The sequence below is a fragment of the Streptomyces sp. NPDC005878 genome, assembly GCF_040629815.1.
Classification (GTDB): Bacteria; Actinomycetota; Actinomycetes; order Streptomycetales; family Streptomycetaceae; genus Streptomyces.
On record NZ_JBEXWK010000002.1, the window covers coordinates 68,740 to 90,052 of the forward strand.

The 21,313-nt window shown below is 72.7% G+C and carries 19 protein-coding genes; 13 read left to right on the forward strand and 6 right to left on the reverse strand.

Annotated features, from left to right (window positions below):
- Nucleotides 1-32 precede the first annotated feature (32 nt).
- Complete coding sequence (locus ABZ404_RS03930; RefSeq protein WP_358990111.1) at nt 33-1,709, reverse strand: PucR family transcriptional regulator ligand-binding domain-containing protein; 1,677 nt, start codon at nt 1,707-1,709, stop codon at nt 33-35.
- Nucleotides 1,710-1,968: 259 nt separating this feature from the next.
- On the opposite strand from ABZ404_RS03930, the gene ABZ404_RS03935 reads away from it, so the two are divergent.
- From ABZ404_RS03935 to ABZ404_RS03955, 5 genes are all read left to right on the forward strand, one after another.
- Nucleotides 1,969-2,859 (forward strand): xanthine dehydrogenase family protein subunit M, encoded by an 891-nt coding sequence (locus ABZ404_RS03935; protein WP_358836191.1) that lies wholly within the window; start codon nt 1,969-1,971, stop codon nt 2,857-2,859.
- A 2-nt stretch (nt 2,860-2,861) separates the two neighbouring features.
- Nucleotides 2,862-3,455 (forward strand): (2Fe-2S)-binding protein, encoded by a 594-nt coding sequence (locus ABZ404_RS03940; protein WP_358836190.1) that lies wholly within the window; start codon nt 2,862-2,864, stop codon nt 3,453-3,455.
- Nucleotides 3,456-3,460: 5 nt separating this feature from the next.
- Nucleotides 3,461-5,854, forward strand: coding sequence for a molybdopterin cofactor-binding domain-containing protein (locus tag ABZ404_RS03945; RefSeq protein WP_358836189.1), 2,394 nt, complete (start codon nt 3,461-3,463; stop codon nt 5,852-5,854).
- 358 nt (nt 5,855-6,212) lie between these two features.
- Nucleotides 6,213-7,670, forward strand: a complete 1,458-nt coding sequence (locus ABZ404_RS03950; protein ID WP_358836188.1) for an NCS2 family permease — start codon at nt 6,213-6,215, stop codon at nt 7,668-7,670.
- Between the two features lie 56 nt (nt 7,671-7,726).
- Nucleotides 7,727-8,869 (forward strand): XdhC/CoxI family protein, encoded by a 1,143-nt coding sequence (locus ABZ404_RS03955; RefSeq protein WP_358836187.1) that lies wholly within the window; start codon nt 7,727-7,729, stop codon nt 8,867-8,869.
- Between the two features lie 217 nt (nt 8,870-9,086).
- On the opposite strand, the gene ABZ404_RS03960 is transcribed toward ABZ404_RS03955, so the two are convergent.
- On the reverse strand, nt 9,087-10,073 hold the full coding sequence (locus ABZ404_RS03960; RefSeq protein ID WP_358990114.1) for a DUF5937 family protein: 987 nt from the start codon (nt 10,071-10,073) through the stop codon (nt 9,087-9,089).
- Nucleotides 10,074-10,129: 56 nt separating this feature from the next.
- Here ABZ404_RS03960 and ABZ404_RS03965 point away from each other — a divergent pair, with 56 nt between their 5' ends.
- Nucleotides 10,130-11,404, forward strand: a complete 1,275-nt coding sequence (locus ABZ404_RS03965) for an MFS transporter (RefSeq protein ID WP_358831630.1) — start codon at nt 10,130-10,132, stop codon at nt 11,402-11,404.
- On the opposite strand, the gene tsaA is transcribed toward ABZ404_RS03965, so the two are convergent.
- Nucleotides 11,358-11,825, reverse strand: a complete 468-nt coding sequence (tsaA, locus tag ABZ404_RS03970; RefSeq protein ID WP_358831631.1) for a tRNA (N6-threonylcarbamoyladenosine(37)-N6)-methyltransferase TrmO — start codon at nt 11,823-11,825, stop codon at nt 11,358-11,360. The genes ABZ404_RS03965 and tsaA overlap by 47 nt on opposite strands.
- Nucleotides 11,826-12,039: 214 nt before the next feature.
- Here tsaA and ABZ404_RS03975 point away from each other — a divergent pair, with 214 nt between their 5' ends.
- The 4 genes from ABZ404_RS03975 (at nt 12,040) to ABZ404_RS03990 (ending at nt 15,304) form a co-directional block, all read left to right on the forward strand.
- The gene (locus tag ABZ404_RS03975; protein ID WP_358831632.1) at nt 12,040-13,080 is read left to right on the forward strand and encodes a ketoacyl-ACP synthase III family protein; all 1,041 of its coding nucleotides are present in this window, start codon (nt 12,040-12,042) and stop codon (nt 13,078-13,080) included.
- A 105-nt stretch (nt 13,081-13,185) separates the two neighbouring features.
- Nucleotides 13,186-14,181: an FAD-dependent oxidoreductase gene (locus tag ABZ404_RS03980; protein ID WP_358831705.1), complete on the forward strand. Its 996-nt coding sequence runs from the start codon at nt 13,186-13,188 to the stop codon at nt 14,179-14,181.
- Nucleotides 14,178-15,029, forward strand: coding sequence for a hypothetical protein (locus ABZ404_RS03985; RefSeq protein WP_358831633.1), 852 nt, complete (start codon nt 14,178-14,180; stop codon nt 15,027-15,029). Before ABZ404_RS03980 ends, ABZ404_RS03985 begins: the two co-directional genes overlap by 4 nt.
- The gene (locus tag ABZ404_RS03990) at nt 15,026-15,304 is read left to right on the forward strand and encodes an acyl carrier protein (RefSeq protein ID WP_358831634.1); all 279 of its coding nucleotides are present in this window, start codon (nt 15,026-15,028) and stop codon (nt 15,302-15,304) included. Before ABZ404_RS03985 ends, ABZ404_RS03990 begins: the two co-directional genes overlap by 4 nt.
- Here ABZ404_RS03990 and ABZ404_RS03995 read toward each other — a convergent pair.
- Genes ABZ404_RS03995 through ABZ404_RS04005 form a run of 3 tightly spaced genes read right to left on the reverse strand, consistent with a single transcriptional unit; the run spans nt 15,258 to nt 17,858 of the window.
- On the reverse strand, nt 15,258-15,557 hold the full coding sequence (locus ABZ404_RS03995) for a muconolactone Delta-isomerase family protein (protein ID WP_358831635.1): 300 nt from the start codon (nt 15,555-15,557) through the stop codon (nt 15,258-15,260). The genes ABZ404_RS03990 and ABZ404_RS03995 overlap by 47 nt on opposite strands.
- Nucleotides 15,558-15,570: 13 nt before the next feature.
- Nucleotides 15,571-16,818 carry an MFS transporter gene (locus tag ABZ404_RS04000; protein WP_358831636.1) on the reverse strand — a complete coding sequence of 416 codons (1,248 nt, stop codon included), beginning with the start codon at nt 16,816-16,818 and terminating at the stop codon, nt 15,571-15,573.
- Nucleotides 16,815-17,858, reverse strand: a complete 1,044-nt coding sequence (locus ABZ404_RS04005) for a 3-oxoacyl-ACP synthase (protein ID WP_358831637.1) — start codon at nt 17,856-17,858, stop codon at nt 16,815-16,817. The genes ABZ404_RS04000 and ABZ404_RS04005 overlap by 4 nt, the downstream gene beginning before the upstream one ends.
- Nucleotides 17,859-18,376: 518 nt before the next feature.
- On the opposite strand from ABZ404_RS04005, the gene ABZ404_RS04010 reads away from it, so the two are divergent.
- The 3 genes from ABZ404_RS04010 to ABZ404_RS04020 are packed head-to-tail and all read left to right on the forward strand — an operon-like array spanning nt 18,377 to nt 21,307.
- On the forward strand, nt 18,377-19,339 hold the full coding sequence (locus tag ABZ404_RS04010; RefSeq protein WP_358831638.1) for a chlorinating enzyme: 963 nt from the start codon (nt 18,377-18,379) through the stop codon (nt 19,337-19,339).
- Between the two features lie 44 nt (nt 19,340-19,383).
- Entirely contained in the window at nt 19,384-21,015 is a 1,632-nt protein-coding gene (locus tag ABZ404_RS04015) for an amino acid adenylation domain-containing protein (RefSeq protein WP_358831639.1), read from the forward strand.
- A gap of 19 nt (nt 21,016-21,034) precedes the next feature.
- A complete protein-coding gene (locus tag ABZ404_RS04020; protein WP_358831640.1) occupies nt 21,035-21,307 on the forward strand; it encodes a phosphopantetheine-binding protein in 273 nt (90 codons plus the stop codon).
- Nucleotides 21,308-21,313: the final 6 nt, after the last annotated feature.

Here is a 21,313-nt window from a genome sequence, read left to right on the forward strand (position 1 = left end):
TTCCCGGTCCGTCGCGCCGCCCGCGCGCCCCCTCAGCTCATCCGCAGGGCCAGGAAGAAGTCCAGCTTGTCCTCCAGACGCGAAAGATCACGCCCCGTCAGTTGCTCGATCCGGCCGACCCGGTAGCGCAAGGTGTTGACGTGCAGATGCAGGCGCGTGGCGCAGCGGGTCCAGGACCCGTCGCAGTCGAGGAACGCCTCCAGGGTCGGGATCAGCTCGGCCCGGTGGCGCCGGTCGTAGTCGCGCAGCGGGTCCAGCAGACGGGCGGTGAAGGCGCGGCGCACGTCGTCCGGGACGAACGGCAGCAGCAGCACGTGCGAGGCCAGCTCGTGGTGGCCGGCCGCGCAGACCCGGCCGGGGCGGGCGGCGGCGACCCGGCGGGCGTGCCGGGCCTCCTCCAGGGCCCCGCGCAGCCCCTCGGCGGAGTGCACCGCGGCGCTGACACCCAGTGTCAGGCGCCCGTCGTCGGCGAGGCCCGCCGAGAGCGGTGCCTGCACGGCCGCGAGCAGCGCGTCCGCGTGCAGCCCGGCCTCCGTGCCCTCGGGGCCGGCCGCGGGCAGCGGCACCAGCGCGATGGCCTCGTCGCCCGCGTGGGCGACCGCGATCCGGTCGGAGGAGTCGGAACCCGCCACGGCCGGGTCGACGAGGATCTCCTCGAGGAGGGCCTGGGCGACCGGGCCGCCCGCGACCTCCGCGGCGGCTGCCGCCGCCTGGCTCCAGTCGACCCGGGCCACGATGACCTGCCAGTGCGGCGCCGAACCGAGGCCCGGCAGCAGCACGGGGGCGGCGACCCGCAGCCGGGCCGCGATCTCGGCGGGCGCGGCCCCGGTCTGCACCAGCTCCAGGACCTCCTGGGCGAGCCGGCGGCGTACCGTACGGGCCGCGTCGCGGCGGTCGCGCTCCACGGCGATCAGCTGGGTGACGCCCTGGAGCAGGTCGAGCCGGGCGGCGGGCCAGTCGGCGGCGTCGGCCTCGACGGCGAGCAGCCAGTCCGACAGGACCGTCTCGCGCACGTCACGGGCGGCGGGCGCCGCCCCGCGCCCGCTGTGGCGGATGGGGAAGAGCGAGTACGTGGTGCCGTGGACCACGGCCCGGTGCGGGCCCCGGCGGCCGGTGCGGGTCGCGCCGAGGTGTTCACCCGCGAGAGTGGCGGCGACGGCCGGGGCGAGCGGCTCGCCCGCGCCCGCGATCTGCCGGCCGGTGGGGGAGAGCACCCAGGCCCGCAGGTCCAGGTCGGAGCCGAGCAGGTCCAGGACGACCTCCGGGCCGCCCCCCGCGGGCCCCGACGTCATCAGCCGCCGGTGCCGGTCGACCACGGCCGCCAGATCCCCGGCCCGCTCGCCCGACACCTGGCGCACCACGTGCTCGGTGATGGTGGCGAAGGCGACCGACTCGTTCACCGCGAAGAGCGGCAGCCGGTGCTGTGCACACGCACGGATCAGGTCATCCGGGATCGCGCCCAGCTCGGCCTCGCCGGCCGCCAGGCCCACCACCCCGGCCCCGGCTAGGATCCTCACGAATGGCTCGGAATCGTCGGCGTCGCGGCGCCAGGCGAGGCCGGTGAGGACCAGCTCGCCACCGGAGAGATACCGGCTGGGATCGCGCAGGTCGGTGGTCATCACACCGCGTACGGTGCGGTCCAGCTCGTCGTCGCCGCCGAGCAGCCGCAGCCCCAGCGCGTCGGTCTCCAGAAGTGCGCGCAGCCGCATCGCGTGTCGCCGCCGATCTGTCTTGTTGTTGCCGGTGGAAAGCGGTGGGGTTACTGAGCACCGCCTTTCATACGAATCTACAAGACGTAGATGGAGACCAGCCAACTCCTTCATGGTTTCGGTGACTGCACCCGGCGGAGTGAGGCTTGTGTACTGGGGCCACACCGCGTTAACAGCACATGAACGACTTCATCAGCCAAGGGCCGGCCGTCCCCGGGACCCGCGCGAACGACCCCGATTGAGAAGAAGAGAGCCACTCATGGACTTCCTTCGCCCCGCCAGCTGGGAGGAGGCGCTCGCCGCCAAGGCCGAGCACCCCACGGCTGTGCCCATTGCGGGTGGCACCGATGTGATGGTCGAGATCAACTTCGACCACCGCCGGCCCGAGTACCTTCTGGACCTGAACCGCATCGAGCTGCTGCGCGCGTGGGAGACCGGCGAGGAGACCGTACGGCTCGGCGCGTCCGTGTCGTACACCCAGATCATGGAGAACCTGCGGGCCGAGCTGCCGGGCCTGGCGCTCGCCTCGCACACCGTCGCCTCCCCGCAGATCCGCAACCGCGGCGGTGTCGGCGGCAACCTCGGCACCGCCTCCCCGGCCGGTGACGCCCACCCGGCGCTGCTCGCCGCGGGCGCCGAGGTCGAGGTCGAGTCGGTGCGCGGCTCGCGGCTGATCCCGATCGACGCGTTCTACACCGGTGTGAAGCGCAACGCGATGGCGCCGGACGAGCTCATCAAGACCGTCCACATCAAGAAGGCGGACGGCCCCCAGCAGTACTCCAAGGTCGGCACCCGCAACGCGATGGTCATCGCGGTCTGCGCCTTCGGCCTGGCCCTGCACCCCGAGACGCGGACGGTCCGCACCGGCATCGGCTCCGCCGCCCCGACCCCGGTCCGGGCGAAGGCGGCGGAGGAGTTCCTGAACGCCGCGCTCGACGAGGGCGGGTTCTGGGAGAGCGGCAAGATCATCACTCCCTCGATCGCCAAGCAGTTCGCGGAGCTCGCCTCCGCCTCCTGCAACCCGATCGACGACGTACGAGGCACGGCCAAGTACCGCCGGCACGCCGTGGGCATCATGGCCCGCCGCACGCTCGGCTGGACCTGGGAGCAGTACCGCGGCACCGGCCGCTCGCTTGAAGGAGCTGCATAACCATGCGCGTCAATTTCACGGTCAACGGCCGCAAGCAGGAAGCCGACGACGTCTGGGAGGGCGAGAGCCTCCTCTACGTCCTGCGCGAGCGCATGGGCCTTCCGGGCTCGAAGAACGCCTGCGAGCAGGGCGAGTGCGGCTCCTGCACGGTCCGCCTGGACGGCGTGCCGGTGTGTGCGTGTCTGGTCGCGGCCGGCCAGGTCGAGGGCCGCGAGGTCGTCACCGTCGAGGGCCTGGCGGACTGCGCCAAGCACCGCGAGGAGACCCACCCGGGCGGCGCCTGCGCCTCCGGCTCCTGTGGCACCTCCATCGACGCCGCCCAGCGCTGGCAGGCCAAGCCCGCCGACGGCCGCAGCAGCGAGACCGGCGAGCTCTCCCCGGTCCAGCAGGCGTTCATCGACGCCGGAGCCGTCCAGTGCGGCTTCTGCACCCCGGGTCTGCTGGTGGCCGCCGACGAGCTGCTGGAGCGCAACGCCTCCCCGTCCGACCAGGACATCCGCGAGGCACTCTCCGGCAACCTCTGCCGCTGCACCGGTTACGAGAAGATCCTCGACGCGGTCCGCCTCGCGGCCGCCCGTCAGGAAGAGGCGGTCTGACGATCATGGCCACCACTGGTACTCCCACCAACATCACCCAGGGTTCGAAGACCAAGGGCGGCATCGGCGAGTCGACGCTGCGCCCGGACGGCACCCTCAAGGTCACCGGTGAGTTCGCGTACTCCTCGGACATGTGGCACGAGGACATGCTCTGGGGCCAGACCCTGCGCTCCACGGTCGCCCACGCCGAGATCAAGTCGATCGACATCTCCGAGGCCCTCGCGATGCCCGGCGTCCACGCCGTGCTGACCTACGACGACCTGCCGGCCGACGTGAAGAACTACGGCCTGGAGATCCAGGACACCCCGGTCCTGGCCCACGGCAAGGTCCGCCACCACGGCGAACCGGTGGCGCTGGTTGCAGCCGACCACCCGGAGACCGCGCGCCGCGCCGCCGCCAAGATCAAGATCGAGTACGTGGAGCTGCCGGTCATCACGGACGAGGCGTCCGCGACCGCGCCCGGCGCGATCCTGGTCCACGAGGGCCGCGACGACCACCACATCGGCCATGTGCCGCACCCCAACATCGTGCACCGCCAGCCGATCGTGCGCGGGAACGCCGACGAGGCCGCCAAGCGCGCCGACGTGATCGTCAGGGGCGAGTACACCTTCGGGATGCAGGACCAGGCCTTCCTCGGCCCCGAGTCCGGTCTGGCCGTACCGTCCGAGGACGGCGGCGTCGAGCTGTACGTGGCCACCCAGTGGCTGCACTCGGACCTCAAGCAGATCGCCCCCGTCCTCGGCCTGCCCGAGGAGAAGGTCCGGATGACGCTCTCCGGCGTCGGCGGTGCCTTCGGCGGCCGCGAGGACATCTCGATGCAGATCCACGCCTGTCTGCTGGCGCTGCGCACCGGCAAGCCCGTCAAGATCGTCTACAACCGGTTCGAGTCCTTCTTCGGCCACGTCCACCGCCACCCGGCGAAGCTCTCCTACGAGCACGGCGCCACCAAGGACGGCAAGCTCACGCACATGAAGTGCCGGATCGTCCTGGACGGCGGCGCGTACGCGTCGGCCTCCCCGGCGGTCGTCGGCAACGCCTCCTCGCTGAGCGCCGGCCCGTACGTGATCGACGACGTCGACATCGAGGCCATCGCGCTCTACACCAACAACCCGCCCTGTGGCGCCATGCGCGGCTTCGGCGCGGTCCAGGCGTGCTTCGCCTACGAGGCCCAGATGGACAAGCTGGCGGCGAAGCTGGGCATGGACCCGGTCGAGTTCCGGCAGCTGAACGCCATGGAGCAGGGCACGATCATGCCGACCGGGCAGCCGGTCGACTCCCCGGCCCCCGTCGCCGAACTGCTGCGCCGCGTCAAGGCCCGCCCGCTGCCGCCCGAGCAGCAGTGGGTGACCGCCGGCGAGCAGGCCGACGTCCGCGCGCTGCCCGGCGGCCTGTCCAACACCACGCACGGCGAAGGCGTCGTCCGGGGCGTGGGCTACGCGGTCGGCATCAAGAACGTCGGCTTCTCCGAGGGCTTCGACGACTACTCCACCGCCAAGGTGCGCATGGAGGTCGTCGGCGGTGAGCCGGTCGCCACCGTGCACACCGCGATGGCGGAGGTCGGCCAGGGCGGTGTCACCGTCCACGCGCAGATCGCCCGTACCGAGCTCGGCGTCACCCAGGTGACCATCCACCCGGCCGACACCCAGGTCGGCTCCGCCGGTTCCACCTCGGCCTCGCGCCAGACGTACGTCACCGGCGGCGCGGTCAAGAACACCTGCGAGCACGTCCGCGAGGCCGTCCTGGAGATCGGCCGCCGCAAGTTCGGCTCCTACCACCCGGCCTGGGCGACGGCCGAACTCCTCCTGGAGGGCGGCAAGGTCGTCACCGACGGCGGCGAGGTCCTCGCGGACCTCGTGGACGTCCTGGAGGACGAGGCGGTGGAGCTGGAGCTGGAGTGGCGCCACCGTCCCACCGAGGCGTTCGACCTGCGCACCGGCCAGGGCAACGGCCACGTCCAGTACTCGTTCGCCGCGCACCGCGCGGTCGTCGAGGTGGACACCGAGCTCGGCCTCGTCAAGGTCGTCGAGCTGGCGGTCGCCCAGGACGTCGGCAAGGCGCTCAACCCGCTGTCCGTCGTCGGCCAGATCCAGGGCGGCACCACCCAGGGCCTGGGCGTGGCGGTCATGGAGGAGATCATCGTCGACCCGAAGACCGCGAAGGTGCGCAACCCCTCCTTCACGGACTACCTCATCCCCACCATCCTCGACACGCCGACCATCCCGGTCGACGTGCTCGAACTCGCCGACGAGCACGCCCCGTACGGGCTGCGCGGCATCGGCGAGGCCCCGACCCTGTCGTCCACCCCGGCCGTCCTCGCGGCGATCCGGAACGCGACGGGTCTGGAGCTGAACAGGACCCCGGTCCGCCCCGAGCACCTGACGGGCACCGAGTCGTCCTGACCCCCCGAACCCTCCGGGCGGTGCGTGCCACTCGGGAACGTCACACTTCCCGGCCGCCCGCACCGCCCGGAGCACGGAAGTACCGCACCGCTCGCGGTCCTTCACCCGCACCACCTGTATCACCGGCACCACCACCAGCAGCACCCGTACCACCGGCATCACCAGGCAGTACCCGGATGACCAGCACCACCCCGCACTGCGGTACCGGAAGGTACCGGTACCCCCGCAGCCGCGGAAACGTTCGTCTCGGGCCGTCCCCCGGGTCGTGCAGCCCACGCACCATCCCAAATCCCGCAGCTTGTCCGACGGAGGTCTCCGTCCGATGCGGGTGCCCCTGTGAACCTTGGGAGTAGGCACCATGACCCAGCAGTCTGTGGAGCCGAAGACCACCGCCGAGGAGGCGGGCTCCGGCTCGCGCGTCCCCGCCGGCAGGTCTTGGCTCGACCGGTACTTTCACATAACGGACAGAGGATCCACGGTCGCGCAGGAGGTGCGCGGCGGCATCACCACCTTCATGGCGATGTGCTACATCCTCCTGCTCAACCCGCTGATCCTCTCGACGCCCGACGTCGACAAGCACACGCTGGGCCATGCGGGCCTGGTGACGGCCACCGCCCTCGCGGCCGCGGCCAGCACCCTGCTGATGGGCTTCATCGGCAAGGTCCCGCTCGCGCTGGCCGCCGGACTGAACGTCTCCGCGGCCCTGACCACCCAGGTGGTCCCCAACATGACCTGGCCGCAGGCCATGGGCATGTGCGTCATGTACGGCGTGGTCATCATGCTGCTGGTCGTCACCGGCCTCCGCGAGATGATCATGAACGCCATCCCGCTGCCGCTCAAGCACGCGATCACCATGGGCATCGGCATGTTCGTCGCCCTGCTCGGCCTGGTGAAGGCCGGATTCGTGGGCAAGGGCCAGGGCGGCCCCGTCACCCTCGGCGCCACGGGCGAGCTGGTCGGCTGGCCGGTCTTCTTCTTCGCGGTGACCCTGCTCCTGATCTTCGCCCTCCAGGCGCGCAACATCCCCGGCGCGATCCTGATCGGCATCGTGACCGGCACGGTCCTCTCGCTCGCGGTCACCAAGATCGCCGGCCTGGACGACAAGGACTGGGCCGGGCTCGCCCCGGGCCTGGACGGCAGCGCGGTCGCCAAGCCCGACTTCGGACTCTTCGGCGACGTGGAGTTCGGCGGCTGGGACCAGATGGGCGCCATCGGCGTCGGCATGATCGTCTTCACCCTGGTGCTTGCCGGCTTCTTCGACGCGATGGCCACCATCATCGGCGTCGGCCAGGAGGCCAAGCTCGCCGACGACAAGGGCCGGATGCCGGGCCTGTCCAAGGCGCTGTTCATCGACGGCGCGGGCGGCGCGATCGGCGGCGTCTCCGGAGCCTCCGGCCAGACCGTCTTCATCGAGTCCGCGACCGGCGCCGGCGAGGGCGCCCGTACCGGCCTCTCCTCGGTCGTCACCGGCCTCTTCTTCGCGGCCTGCCTCTTCTTCACCCCGCTCACCCAGTTGGTCCCGGCCCAGGTGGCCGCCGCCGCGCTGGTCGTGATCGGCTCGATGATGATGAGCGCGGCGCGGCACGTGGACTGGAACGACCGCTCGGTGTCGATCCCGGTGTTCCTCACCGTGGCCCTGATGCCGTTCACGTACAACATCACCGCCGGTGTCGGCGCGGGTGTCATCTCCTACACCGTCATCAAGGCGGCGCAGGGCAAGTGGCGGGAGATCGGCGGGTTCATGTGGGCCCTGTCCGGAATCTTCCTCGTCTACTTCGCGCTCAGTCCCATCGAGAACTGGCTGGGCGTCAAGTAGGCCACGAGCGGGGCGTACGACCGGACGCCCTCCACCATCCTCTAAGGAGACCGAACATGCTGGACATCGCCGAGGAGCTGAACCGGTGGGTCGAGCAGGGCCGTGACTTCGCCGTCGCCACCGTGGTGGCGGTCGGCGGCAGCGCGCCCCGCCAGCCCGGCGCGGCGCTCGCCGTCGACGGCGAGGGCACGGCGATCGGTTCGGTCTCCGGCGGATGCGTGGAGGGTGCGGTCTACGAGCTGTGCCGACAGGCGCTGGAGGACGGCGAACCCGTCCTCGAACGCTTCGGCTACAGCGACGAGGACGCGTTCGCCGTCGGCCTGACCTGCGGCGGGATCATCGACATCCTGGTGACCCCGGTGCCGGCCGGCTCCCCGTCCCGGGCGGTGTTCGCCGCCGCGCTCGCCACGGCGGCGAGCGAGGGGGCGGCGGCGCTGGCCCGCGTCACGGACGGCCCGTCCGACCTGGTGGGCCGCCCGCTCCTGGTACGGCCCGACGGTACGTACGAGGGCGCCCTCGGCGGCCACCCCGAGCTCGACCGGACCGTGGCGGACGAGGCACGCGCCATGCTGGACGCGGGCCGCACCGGCACGCTGGTGCTGGGCGCGGACGGCCGGCTGTGCGGGCAGCCGCTCACGGTCCTGGTCGAGTCGAGCGTTCCGCCCCCGCGCATGATCGTCTTCGGCGCGATCGACTTCGCGTCGGCGCTGGTACGGGTGGGGAAGTTCCTGGGGTACCGGGTCACGGTGTGCGACGCGCGGCCCGTGTTCGCCACGCCGGTCCGCTTCCCGGAGGCGGACGAGATCGTGGTGGAGTGGCCGCACCGCTATCTGGAGTCGACCGGGATCGACTCCCGTACGGTGCTGTGCGTCCTCACCCACGACGCGAAGTTCGACGTCCCGCTGCTCGAACTGGCGCTGCGGCTGCCGGTGGCGTACGTGGGCGCGATGGGATCGCGCCGCACGCACGAGGACCGCAACGCGCGACTGCGCGAGGTGGGCGTGACGGAGCTGGAACTGGCCCGCCTGCACTCCCCGATCGGCCTCGACCTCGGGGCTCGCACACCGGAGGAGACCGCACTGTCGATCGCGGCGGAGATCGTGGCGAGCCGGCGCGGGGGCAGCGGGGTCCCGCTGACGGGCGCGCACACCCCGATCCACCACGAGGCGGTAGCCCTCCGCAGAGCAATCGGAGCGTAACCTGCGGCCACGAAACGAGGGGGGCCGAAGGCCCTTTTCAGGGGCGCGGGGAACGGCGCGAGCAACCCCCACCGGCCGGCGGGTGAACGCGAAGCGAGGGGGGCCGCAGGCCCTTTTCAGGGGCGCGGGGAACTGCGCGACCAGCCCCACCGGCCCGCAGGCGGCCACGAAGCGGGACGCGGGCCGCAGGACCGGGGGAGCCGGGGTGCCGCGGGGGTCAGTCCTCCGGGTGCGCCACCGCGTCCCCCACCCCCGTCCGCGCATACAGCACCACCCTCCCCGCCCGAGCCCTGCTCACCAGCCCCGTCCGGTACAGCACCGCCAGATGGTGGGAGACCGCGCTCGGCGTGACGGACAGCCGGCGGGCCAGTTCCGTCGTGGACGCGGGGCCGTCCAGGGCCAGCAGCAGCGCCGCCTTGGGCGCGCCCACCAGCGAGGCGAGGGCCCCGGGCGGACGCGGCGGGCGGGACTCCCACAGCGTCCCCACCCCCCGCGCCGGATACGCGATCGTCGGCGGCTCGTCCGGCCCCACCGGACTGATCGCGTGCTGGGCGAACAGCGTCGGCACCAGCCACAGCCCCCGCCCCTCCACCGCCGCCCCCAGCTCCAGGTCCCGGTGGACGAACAGCGTCAGCTCACCGCCCCGCCACTGTGCCGTCCGGTCGAGCGAGGTGAGCACCGCCGCCGCGCCCTCGCGGGCCAGCAGCCGCGCCCTCCACACCATGTCCGCCTCCAGGACCGCCCGCATCCGCGGCCAGTGCGGCGCCATCGCCAGCTCCCAGTACGCCTCCAGCACCCGCGCCACCGCGTCCCGCAACCCGCGCGGATCGGCGGCCAGTTCGGCCAGGCGCGGCGGCAGGGCGCGCCCCGCGTAGGCCCTCCGGACGTCCGCCAGCGCCTTGGCGGGCGCCGTCCGCCGTACCCGCCGCAGCTCGTCCCGCACGTCCGGCAGCGGCGAGTCGGGGCGCGGGGTGAGGAAGTCCGGGATCCAGCCGCTGCCGCGTACGGTCAGCTCCCCGAGCAGCGCGGTGTCCAGGCCCGGGGCATCGGCCAGCGCCGCCCGCGTCCGGCGCACCCACGGCAGGTGCAGCGCGTACTTGTCGGCGCGTCGCAGCGCCCACAGGCTGGTCGCGGTCTCCAGCAGCGGTGAGCAGGCGAAGCGCATGTCGGCGAGGTCGTCGACCCCCAGGCGGTAGCGGAGCATTGAGCCCCAGCCTAAATCTCTGTCGGTGCGCGGCGGAAGGCCGTTGGCTGGGGGGCATGTCCTCCTCCTCTTCCGGGGCGGCAGCTCTGCTGCCGCCCCGCGGTCCGCTGCGCGCCTACGCGCTCACCACCCTCGTCGACTGGATCGGCAACGGCCTCTTCCACACCGGCGCCGCCCTCTTCTTCACCCGGATCGTCGGGCTCGGCGCCACCCAGGTCGGCCTCGGCCTGACGGTCGCCGCCCTGCTCGGTCCGGCCGTCACCGTCCCGGCCGGAAAGCTCGGGGACCGGTTCGGGCACCGCCGGGTGTATCTGGCCACCGTCGTCGTACGGGCCGTCGCCTTCGCCGGGTACCTGTTCGTCGACGGCTTCGCCGGCTTCCTCGCCGTCGTCTGCGCCATCGCGCTCGCCGAGAGCGCGTCCCGGCCGGCCCGCGGCGCCTACCTGGCCCGGATCGCGGACTCCTCGGCCCTGGTCGCGGCCAGCGCGTACACCCGGGTGATGCTCAACATCGGCTTCTCGCTGGGCAGTCTGGGCGCGGGCGCCGCCCTGGCCGCCGACTCCCGTACCGGATACACCGTCCTGGTCCTCGGCAACTGCGCCTCGTACGCGGTCGTCGCCGTCATCGTGGCCCGGATGCCGGACGACGGCCCGCGCCCGGCCGCGCTGCCGGACGCCGAGCGTCCCCCACACCGCCCCGCCGCCCTGCGCGACCGCCGCTTCCTCGCCCTCGCCGCTCTCTCGGGGCTGCTCTACATCAACGCCGACGTCCTCAGCCTCGGCGTCCCGCTGTGGATTTCCACCCATACGCACGCGCCCACCTGGTCGGTCGCGGTGCTGATGCCACTCAACACCGCGCTGGCGATCCTGCTCCAGGTGCGGGCCGCACGCGGCAGCGACACCGTCGCCGGGGCGGCGGTCGCGGGCCGGCGCGCCGGGTGGGCGCTGCTCGCCGCGTGCGCGGTGACGGCCACCACGGCGGCCCTGCCGCCGGTGGCCGCCGTGCTGGTGCTCGCGGTGGGCGTGGCCTTGCTGACGGCGGGCGAGCTGCTCTCCTCGGCGAGCGGCTGGGGCGTCTCCTACGGCCTCGCCGACCCGCACCGCCAGGGCGAGTTCCTGGGCGTCTGGAGCCTCGGCTCGGACCTGGCGAGGGCGGGCGGACCGCTGCTGGTCGCGGCCCTGGTCACCCACGCGGGAGTGGCGGGCTGGCTGCTCCTGGGCACCCTGTTCCTCGTGGCGGGAACGGTCACCGGGCCGATCGCCGCGCGCGCGGAGCACGCCGCGGCTACGCGTCCTCGGGCGGAGTGTCCGACGTCGGCGAATACGGCTTGATGTCGAGCACCGGGGTGCCGTTGACGAGGTCCACCCCGTCGAAGTGCAGGACGTTGCCCTTCACCTCGCGGACGCGGACCAGGCTCAGACCGATGCGGTTGTGCCGGTTGGGCGTCCGGGTGGCGTAGACGCCGGTCGTGCGCCCGCTCCCCTCCCAGCCGCGCGGCACCACCCGCAGCGGTGCGGCCTCCTCGTCGGTCTGGTCGTGCAGCCAGGTCAGCAGCCACACGTACCAGCCCTCGGCGATGCCGTCGAGCCCTCCCGCGTACGGCTCGTAGAGCACGACGCGGCCCTGGTCCCCGTACGCCAACGTCGCCTGCGGCGGCGTCTGCTGGGGGAGGGCGTACTCCGTCACGACATGGCCGATCGGCGACAGCGGCACCACCGCGTCGGCGCCGAGAGGGGTGGTCGGCTGGGACACCACGGATCTCCTCACACTCCGGAACCACGACAACCAAGGAGAACGACAGCACATGCCGAACGACACTCCGCACGGAACCGGCGCGGGATGCCTGAAACGCGCCGGTCGTGCGCGAAGTCGAGAGACAGATGCCTGACAATCAATAACGCTGACAATATAGTGGGCAGCCGGTAGGTACGGCCCGAGCCGTCGGGCCGGTCCGAGGAGGCAGCCCGTGAGACTGAGTCCGCCGTTACCCGACCCGCCGGGCATAGCCGCCGCCGTGCTCTGGCTCCCGTCCCGCCGTCTGGAGACCGCCCGGGCGGTCGCGGCCGGGCGGCTCGACCAGGAGACCGCCGACCGGCTCGGCTACCGCGCGCTGAGCGAGAGCCCGGACCGGGCGGCTCCCGAGATGGCCGTGCTCGCGGCCCAGAAGGCGCTCGCCGACGCGGGCTGGTCGGGCGACGACCTCGGCCTGGTCGTCCACTCCTGGATCTACCACCAGGGCCATGACTTCTGGTCCGCGCCGCACTACGTGGCCCACGGCATCGGAGCCCGCCACGCCACCCCCCTGGGGGTGCAGCAGACCTCCAACGGCGCGGTGGCCGCCCTGGAGGTCGCCGCCGGCCGCCTGGCGCTCGACCCCTCGGTCAACCGGTGCCTGGTGACCACCGCCGACCGATTCGTCCGGCCCGGCTTCGACCGCTGGTCGGGCGACATCGACGTGGCGTACGGGGACGCGGCCACCGCCCTGCTCCTCGACCGCGACGCGGGCCCCTACCGGCTCCTGGCCATCGCCTCGGTGAGCGTCCCCGAGTACGAGGTGCTCTACCGGGGCGACGACGCCTTCACCCCCGCGCCGCGCGCCACGTACCCCACGGTCAGCGCCCGGCGCACCAAACTCGTCTTCCGGGCGGGCGGCGGCTGGCCGAGGTTCGTCGCAGTCCTGCGCCGCTCCGTGCAGCGCGTGGTGCTCGACGCCATCGCGGACGCCGGGCTCACCCCGGCCGACCCCCGGCTGCGCTACCTCGTCCTGCCCCGCCTCAGCACCGGCGCCCTCGGCCAGTTCTACGGGCCCTCCGTGCACGAACTGGCCCTGCCCCACACCGAACTCCTCGACCTGGGCCGCGACACCGGGCACCTCGGTGCCGGGGACGTCGTGGCCAACCTCGCCACCCTCCAGGCCGACGACCGGCTCGCGCCGGGCGAGGTGGCGCTCTTCCTGAGCGCCGGCAACGGCTTCACCTGGTCCTGCGTCGCCGTTTCCCACGAATAGCCCCCGTCCGGTCACACCCGGCGGGCGCGGAACGTCTTTTCCGTGCGGGATTCCCGTACGGGTCTTTCGCGCAGCTTCCCCACTGAGAGGTGCAGTCGAGTGACGATGCGAAACGAGGCCCTGGTCATCGGCGCGGGTGTGGCCGGACTGACCACGGCGGTATGTCTGGCCGAGCGCGGCTTCACGGTCCGGGTCGTCGCCGAGCGCGCGCCCCGGCTGACCACGTCGGCCGTGGCGGGAGCGATCATCGGCGGTCCGGCGATCGCCGACGAGAGCGAGGCGGAGGCCAAGTTCGCGCCGACCGCCATCACCCGCCCCTGGCACCAGGTCAGCCTGGCCGAGTTCGGCGCGCTGGCCAAGCAGCCGGACAGCGGCGTCCGCCTGACCCGGGGCCGCCTGGTGAACCGGCAGGCGGCCGGCGGTCATGAGTGGGCCGCCCATCTGCCCGGCTACACGCCGTGCGGCGAGGAGGAGAGCGGCGGGTTCCCGGTGGCGTTCCGGGTCGATCTGCCGATCGTGGACATGCCCGTCTACCTGGACCATCTGGCCGCCCGGGTCACGGCCGCCGGGGGCGGCGTCGACGTGGGCACGGTGGACTCGCTGGAGGAGGCCGCCGCCCAGGCACCGCTCGTCGTCAACTGCACGGGTGTGGGGGCGCGCGCCCTGGCCGACGACCCCGAGGTGTTCCCGGTCCGCGGCCAGCACGTGATCGTGGAGAACCCGGGCATCGAGGAGTTCTTCTTCGAGCAGAACCCGGGCCCCACCTCCACCAGCTACTTCCCGCACGGGCGCCGCCTGGTGTGCGGCGGGACCGCCGAGCGCGAGGTGTGGAGCATGGACCCGGACCCGGCGCAGACCGAGGAGATCCTGGCACGCTGCGCCGCCGTGGAGCCGCGCATTGCCGGGGCGAAGGTCACCGGCGTCGAGGTCGGCCTGCGGGCGTCACGGCCGCGGACCCGCCTCGAAGTGGAGCCCCTCGGCTCCGCGCGGGTGATCCACAACTACGGTCACGGCGGCATCGCGGTCGGCCTCTCCTGGGGCTGTGCCCAGGACGTCCTGCGGCTGGCGCTCTCCGGCGCCACCGCCGAAGTCGTCTCATGACGGCGGCCCCGGCGGCCGGCCCGGGTCCGCAGACCCTCCCGGCCGGTCCGACCGTCCTGCTGAAACGGCTCGACGCCCTCCTGGAGGGCTGGGGGACCGACAGCGGCGCCACGCCGATGATCATGCCACCGCTGCTCCCGGTCGCCGACCTCTCCCGCCTCGACGTGTACGAGAACTTCCCGCACCAGGCCCTCGTGGTCAGCACCCTGGACCTGACGCGCCATCAACCAGGCGCGGCGTACGAGCGGTTCACCGCCGACGACCTGGAACCGGCGCTCTTCGGCCTCCCCTCGGCCGCCTGCTTCGGCGTCTACCTCCACCACGAGGGCCGCGCCCTTCCCGACGGGACGGCCGTGACCGTACTCGGACGCTGCTTCCGCCGCGAGGAGCACTACGACGGGCTGCGGCGCCTCCTCGGTTTCCACATGCGCGAGATCGTGGCGCTCGGCTCGGCCGACTTCACCCAGGAGCATCTGCGCCGGTTCGAGGAACGCGTCACCGCCCTCACCGCCGCCCTCGGCCTCGCCGTGCGCAAGGAGGCCGCGACCGACCCCTTCTACGACCGGGGCGGGCAGCGGGCGCTGCTCCAGCGCCTCTCGCCCGTCAAGCACGAGTTCCTCGTCGACGACCTGGCGATCGCCTCGCTCAACGTCCACCGCAACTTCTTCGGCGAGCGCTGCCGGATCACCCTGGAGGGCACGGGGAGCCCCGTCCACACCAGTTGCGTGGCCTTCGGCCTGGAGCGCTGGCTGTCCGTGCTGTACACGCGGTACGGGAGCTGGGAGGCGGCGACGGAGGCCGTGGAGAAGGCCGCCGCCGCCCTCGGGACCGGCGGGGGCGAGCGGTGAGGGCGCCGGCCGCCGGGCTGGCGGAGGTCGTCGCCTGGATCTCCCGGCGCCACCCGGAGGCGGGCGGCATCGGCCCGGAGGACGACCTGATCGAGAGCCGGCTCGTCGACTCGCTGGGCTTTCTGGAGTTCATCGCGCTGATCGAGCGGCTCAGCGGGCGGCCGGTCGACATCGAGAACCTCGACCTCGACGACTTCCGCTCGCTGAGCCGGATCGAGCGGGCGTTCTTCAGTGGGCCGGACCCTCGGCCGTCGGGTCGTAGCTCGGCGGGCTGATCAGCGGGTACACCTCGTAGTCCAGGTGCAGCCCGGCGGGGCTGCGGTAGAGCAGCTGCATCAGCTGCTCGTGCGACTCCACGTCGTAGACGTTGAGCCCCGCCGAGGCGCCCACCAGGATCCAGCGGTCCCTGATCAGCCCCTTCTCCTGGAGCTCCTGCGTGTAGCGGAAGCCCTCGGCGAGCTTCTGCTGGAACTCCTCGATGCCGATGCCGACCGGGGCCCGTTTGGCTATCACCGCGAACAGCGCCATGGGTGCTTCTCCTTCAGTTGAGTGGGTTCGGGGCTTCCTGGTCCACGGGCGGCCCCGCGGGCATCCGCTGGGCCCGGTCCGAGCGCTCGAAGCGGGCCCGGGCGAGAGTGCCGACGACCGATGAGATCGCGGTCGCGGCGGCCGCGACGGCGAAGAGCGTCCCGAAGTCGCCGCGCCCCGCGAGCGGGCCGACGGCGGCTGTGCTGACGGCGGCGCCGGTGAAGACCGAGCAGGCGACGAGCGCGGCGGCGCTGCCGCGTGCCTCGGGTGCGGCCGCCTCCAGGACCCATGCCTGGAGCGCGGACTGGCCGACGGCGAGGGCGAGTCCGGCGAGGGCGCCGGCGATCAGGATGCCCGGCACCGACTGGGTGAACGCGGCCGTGAGATAGCCCACGAAGAGCAGACCGGTGCCCCAGCCGAACATGCCCGCGCCGGTCGCGCGGGTGTCGAAGGCCCTGACGACGACACTGCCGCCGATGGCCGCCACCCCGTACGCGCTGGTCACCAGGCCCGACATCAGGGCGCTGCTGCCGTGCTTCTGCAGGGCCGCGTTGAAGAAGTTGAACAGGCCCATCATCGCCGCGCCCTCGACGAAGGCGAACGGGATGAGGAACCGGAACCAGCCGTCCCCGAGCACTTGGGCGAACCGCTCCCGCACGCCGGGGCCCTCGGCGCCCTTCGCCCGGGGCGCCTCCGGCAGCAGGGTGTACACCACGGCGAGCAGGGGCGCGGCCACCGCCGGGATGAGCAGGGGCGAGCGCCAGTCGAACAGTTCGGTGAGCGCGCCCGCGACGACGGTCGCCAAGGCGGCGCCGACCGCGCTGGAGGACATGATCGCCGCCATGGTGCGCTGTCGGCGCTCCATCGGGATGTGGTCGCCCACGTAGGCCACGGTCACCGGGATGAGGGCGGCGGCGAAGCCGCCGGCGACCGCCCGGCCCGCGATCAGCAGCGCCGCGTCGGGCGCCAGGGCCGCCGCCAGATCGGCGAGGCCGAGCCCGAACAGCGCGGTCCGCAGCACGCGCACCCGCCCCACCCGGTCCGAGATCGCGCCGTGCACCGGCTGCATGATGCCGACCATCGCCAGATAACCGGTGAGGGCGAGCGTGGTGGTGCCCAGACTGACGTCGAAGTCCTTGGAGACGGGGACCAGGACCGGGTTGATGACGACGAGGTCGAAGTCGAGCAGGAAGAACCCCGCGCACAGGATGGCCACCACCGCGCGGTCGCCGGGCTTCCCGTCCGTTGGCTGCCCTCTCATCGGGCCACCGCCCGCACCGCGACGCAGGACCAGTTGAAGCCGCCGCCCAGGCTGAGCAGCAGCGCCACCTCGCCCGCCGCGAGCCGTTGGCCGGTGTGCAGGGCCGCCAGGTTGGCGGCGGAGTCCCCGGCGCCCAGATGCCCGGTCCCGCCGCCCAGGTTGAGGATCTCCGCGTGGCGCAGGCCGACGCGGGCGACGGCCGGGTGGAAGAACTCCTCCAGCGGGCCGGAGCCGAGCCGGGGGAGGGCGAGGAAGCGCAGGCGGGGGTCGTCCGGGGCGAGCCCCGCCTCCCCGAGCGCGGTGCCGACCACGTCGAGGACGGCCTCGGTGAGCGCCGCCGTGAACCCGGGCTCGGCCCCCGAGGCGACGAAGGCGCGTTTGGTGCGCCGCACGTCGACCCGGGGCAGGGTGCGGGGCATCGAGCTGAACTCGTCGTCGCCGCGGTGCATCGTCTCGTACTCCGAACGGGCCACGGTGGCCACCGAGAGCAGCTCGTAGGGGCCCTCGGAGCGGTCCAGGAGCAGCGCGGTCCCGGCGTCGCCGTAGACCAGCTCGTAGTCGCCGAGCCAGCGGTCGAAGGCGGGCGGCAGGAAGCGGTCGCCGGTGGTGACGGCGGCGCGGGCCACGGACGGGTCGGCGATCATGCGGGCGGCGGCCACTTCGAGTGCGGCGGCTCCGCCGTTGCACATCTGCTGGACGCCCACGGCGGGCACGGCCGAGGCACCGATGTGGTGGGCGACGTAGTTGGCGGGGGCCCAGAAGTCATGGCCCTGGTGGTAGGTCCAGGCATGCGCGACCAGGCCGAGGTCCGCCCCGTCCCATCCGGCCGCCGCCAGCGCGTCGGTGGCGGCGAGGACCGCCATCTCCGGGGCCGCGTGGTCGGGGCTGACGGTGACCTCGCGGTAGCCGAGGCGGGTCGCGGTCTCCTCGTCGACCCGGCCGGCCGCGAGGGCGGCCTCGGTGGTCTCGCGCCGGTCCGGGAGCCAGAGCGTCGCGGCCGCGATCCGCAGCGGCGTGGTCAAGGGCGGGGACAGACGCACTGGGTCCTCCCGGAAAGGCCCCGGAGGGCATCGTCAGTGATGCGGATTATCAGCGAGAGTCTTCCCCTCCCCGGGATGCCGCGTCAAGGGCCGAAAGGCGCAAGTCGCGGGCCCCGGAAGGCCCTCACGCGCCCCTGCGGGACCCGCTGTGCGCGGAGGGCGAGCACCGGCCCGTTCCCCGGGTCCGCCGCCAGCCCTTTCTGTCCGTATCTGCCAGGTTATGCCCGAAGCCCTCGTCCGCGGCCGATTGTGCGCGGTCCCGGCGGGCCGCGCCGCCCGCTCCCGCACCCCCTCGCGCGCCGCCCGTACGGCGGTCCGCGCGCCCGGCACGCCCCGCCACCCGCGCGATGCCCGTCGGTCGGTGTCCACCTGTGCAACTGGCGGGGAATAGAAGCGTCCGCAGGAAGTCCTGTGTTAAACAGAGCGCAACTCGTCCTCGACTGGCGAGAGTTGACCGGAACAGCACGCATTTACCCGTCCGCTGCCGCAGCGGAGTGTCGCTTACACAGAGGTGATGCATGGACGACCTGGCCGGCACCACGAGCACCGACTTCTCCCTGAGCGCCCGGGAGATCGAGCAGTTCCACCGGGACGGATACATCGGCCCGTTCGACCTCTACGAACCCGACGAGATGGAGAAGAACCTCCGCGCCCTGCGCCCCAAGCTGCTCAACACCAAGCGGGCGATCTACGGGCAGGAGAAGGCGGTCTCCGGCGTCACCAACCTCGCCAACTACGACCGCCACCTCGACGTCGACTTCCTCGCCGACCACATCACCCGCCCCGAGATCGTCCACCGGGTCGCCAGCCTCCTCGGCCCGGACGTGCTCTGCTGGCGCACCGAGTTCTTCCCGAAGTACCCCGGGGACGAGGGCACCGACTGGCACCAGGCCGACAACTTCTCCAACGTGGCCGGATCCAAGCACCCCCAGATCGTCTGGCCCGAGGACTCGGAGTTCGGCGGGACCATCACCGTCTGGTCGGCGTTCACCGACGCCAGCGTGGAGATGGGCTGCCTCCAGTTCATCCCCGGCTCGCACCGGACCATGAACTACGACGAGTCCAAGGTCATGACGTACGACGCCGACTCCATCGGCAAGGTGGAGAAGGGCGGCGTCCGGCGCGGCTTCTTCGGCTACGACTACCGCCAGCTCCAGAAGGACCCCAACTGGAGCCCGGACGAGTCCCGGGCCAAGTCGATGGTGCTCAAGCAGGGCCAGTTCATCGTCTTCTGGTCGACCCTGATGCACGCCTCGCACCCGCACGCGGGCCTGACCGACCACATGCGGCTGGGGTACGCGGCCCGCTATCTGCCGACCCAGGTACAGGTCTACCCGTTCTCGGACGCCCTGGAGGAGTTCGGCGGCGAGGCCAGCCTCGACAAGTTCGGCTGTGTGCTGGTGTCCGGCGAGGACCGGTACAAGCACAACCGGTTCGTCGACCGGACCGTCAACGGCACGCCCTTCCGGCCCGCCCGCTGACCCGGCACGGCCACTCCTGCTCCGACGTCGCCACATCCCGAGGGGTGTCTGCGCTGGAAAGACTCAACGGGACCCGACTCACCGGCACCGAGGAGGCGTTCGCCCTCCACCGCCGGATCAACCGGACCGCCACCGACTATCCGCGGGACAGCTCGGTGCCCGCGCTCTTCGCCGCGAGCGCCGCGCGCCGCCCCGACGCGCTCGCGGTGGTGCAGGACGAGCGCGCGTACACCTACGCCCGGCTCGACCGGCTCTCCAACGGCCTCGCCCGCCGCATGCTCGCCCAGGGCTTCACCCCGGGCTCGACCGCCGGAGTCTGCCTGACCCGCTCGCCCGAGCTGATCGTGGCGCTGCTCGCGGTGCTCAAGTGCGGGGGCGTCTATCTGCCCTTCGACGCCGGCTGGCCCGACGAGCGGCTGCGCGGACCGCTGGCGCGGGCCGACTGCCGCTGGGTGCTGACCGACCGCCCCGGACAGCTCGCCCGGCGGCTCGGCGCGTGCCACGTCCTGCCGGTGGACGAGGGGTTGGAGGAGTGCGGGACCGCCCCGGGTGTCGAGGTCGGCGGCGACGCGCTCGCGTACGTCAACTTCACCTCCGGTTCCACCGGCAGCCCCAAGGGCGTCGCCATCCGGCACCGCAGCATCGCCCGGCTCGTCCTCGGCGCCCGCTTCGCCCGGCTGGAGGCGGACAGCCGGCTGCTCCAGCTCGCGCCGGTCACCTTCGACGCCGCCACCTTCGAGATCTGGGGCGCGCTGCTCAATGGCGGTACGTGCGTGCTCTACCCGGAGGGCCTGGTGCGGCTCTCCCGGCTCGGGCGGGTCATCGACGACCACCGCGTCACGGTCGTCTTCCTCACCACCGCCCTGTTCAACGCCGTGATCGACGAGGCACCCGGCGCCCTCGACGGCACCGAGACCGTCCTCATGGGCGGCGAACTCCACTCGATCCCGCACGTGGCGGCGGCGCTGCGCCGGTACGGGCCGGGCCGCCTCGTCCACGTGTACGGACCCACCGAGGCCACCACCTTCGCCACCTACCACCCGATCGACCGGCTCATCCCCGACTCGGGACTCCTGCCGATCGGCACCCCGATCCAGAACACCCGGCTCTACGTGACCGACGGCACCACCCTGTGCGAACCCGGCCGGACCGGTGAGATCTGCCTGGCGGGCGACGGGCTCTCGCCCGGCTACCTCGGCATGCCCGAGCTCACCGCCGAGCGGTTCGTCGACCGGGAGATCGACGGCGTCCGCGAGCGGCTCTACCGCACCGGCGACCACGGCACCCTGCTCCCCGACGGCTCGCTCGTCTTCCAGGGCCGCGAGGACGACCAGGTGAAGATCAACGGCTTCCGCATCGAGCTGGGCGAGGTCGCCCACCACCTCGACCGGCACCCGGCGGTACGGCGCAGCCACGTCGCGGTGAGCACCGAACGCGGCGAACGGTCCCTGGTCGCCTTCGTGGTGGCGGACGGGGCCGTCACCTCCGCCTCGCTGCGCCACCATCTGCGGACCCTGCTCCCCGCGTATCTGGTACCGGCCCGCATCCACCTGTGCGAGGCGCTGCCGCTGACCGCGACCGGCAAGGTCGACGGCCGCGCGCTGCTCGCCGCCCACGACCCCCACACCCCACCACCCGCCGCCCCGGCCGCCCAGCCGGTGGCCACGCGGGACTGACCGGACGGAGGAGAAGGCCATGACTTCCCAGGACTCCCAGGCGGCGCTCGGCACCGAGCCCATGACCGCGACCGAGGAGGCGATCGCCGACATCTGGCGCGGTCTGTTCGGCATCACCGACGTGGCCGTCGGCGACGACTTCTTCGAGCTCGGCGGCAACTCCCTCACCGCCATCAAGTTCCTGTCCCGGGTGGAGGAGCGCTTCGCCGTCGACGTGCTGCTGCCCGAGACGCTCTACGAGGACGCCCGGCTGAGCAGCCTGGCCAAGGCTGTCGACGAGGCGATGGCGTAGGCCCGC

Excerpts from the sequence above, each read along its gene's own strand:
- ABZ404_RS03930 (WP_358990111.1), bottom strand. The coding sequence starts at position 1,709 with ATGCGGCTGCGCGCACTTCTGGAGACCGACGCGCTGGGGCTGCGGCTG.
- ABZ404_RS03935 (WP_358836191.1), top strand. The coding sequence starts at position 1,969 with ATGGACTTCCTTCGCCCCGCCAGCTGGGAGGAGGCGCTCGCCGCCAAG.
- ABZ404_RS03940 (WP_358836190.1), top strand. The coding sequence starts at position 2,862 with ATGCGCGTCAATTTCACGGTCAACGGCCGCAAGCAGGAAGCCGACGAC.
- ABZ404_RS03945 (WP_358836189.1), top strand. The coding sequence starts at position 3,461 with ATGGCCACCACTGGTACTCCCACCAACATCACCCAGGGTTCGAAGACC.
- ABZ404_RS03950 (WP_358836188.1), top strand. The coding sequence starts at position 6,213 with ATGACCCAGCAGTCTGTGGAGCCGAAGACCACCGCCGAGGAGGCGGGC.
- ABZ404_RS03955 (WP_358836187.1), top strand. The coding sequence starts at position 7,727 with ATGCTGGACATCGCCGAGGAGCTGAACCGGTGGGTCGAGCAGGGCCGT.
- ABZ404_RS03960 (WP_358990114.1), bottom strand. The coding sequence starts at position 10,073 with ATGCTCCGCTACCGCCTGGGGGTCGACGACCTCGCCGACATGCGCTTC.
- ABZ404_RS03965 (WP_358831630.1), top strand. The coding sequence starts at position 10,130 with ATGTCCTCCTCCTCTTCCGGGGCGGCAGCTCTGCTGCCGCCCCGCGGT.
- ABZ404_RS03980 (WP_358831705.1), top strand. The coding sequence starts at position 13,186 with ATGCGAAACGAGGCCCTGGTCATCGGCGCGGGTGTGGCCGGACTGACC.
- ABZ404_RS03985 (WP_358831633.1), top strand. The coding sequence starts at position 14,178 with ATGACGGCGGCCCCGGCGGCCGGCCCGGGTCCGCAGACCCTCCCGGCC.
- ABZ404_RS03995 (WP_358831635.1), bottom strand. The coding sequence starts at position 15,557 with ATGGCGCTGTTCGCGGTGATAGCCAAACGGGCCCCGGTCGGCATCGGC.
- ABZ404_RS04000 (WP_358831636.1), bottom strand. The coding sequence starts at position 16,818 with ATGAGAGGGCAGCCAACGGACGGGAAGCCCGGCGACCGCGCGGTGGTG.
- ABZ404_RS04010 (WP_358831638.1), top strand. The coding sequence starts at position 18,377 with ATGGACGACCTGGCCGGCACCACGAGCACCGACTTCTCCCTGAGCGCC.
- ABZ404_RS04020 (WP_358831640.1), top strand. The coding sequence starts at position 21,035 with ATGACTTCCCAGGACTCCCAGGCGGCGCTCGGCACCGAGCCCATGACC.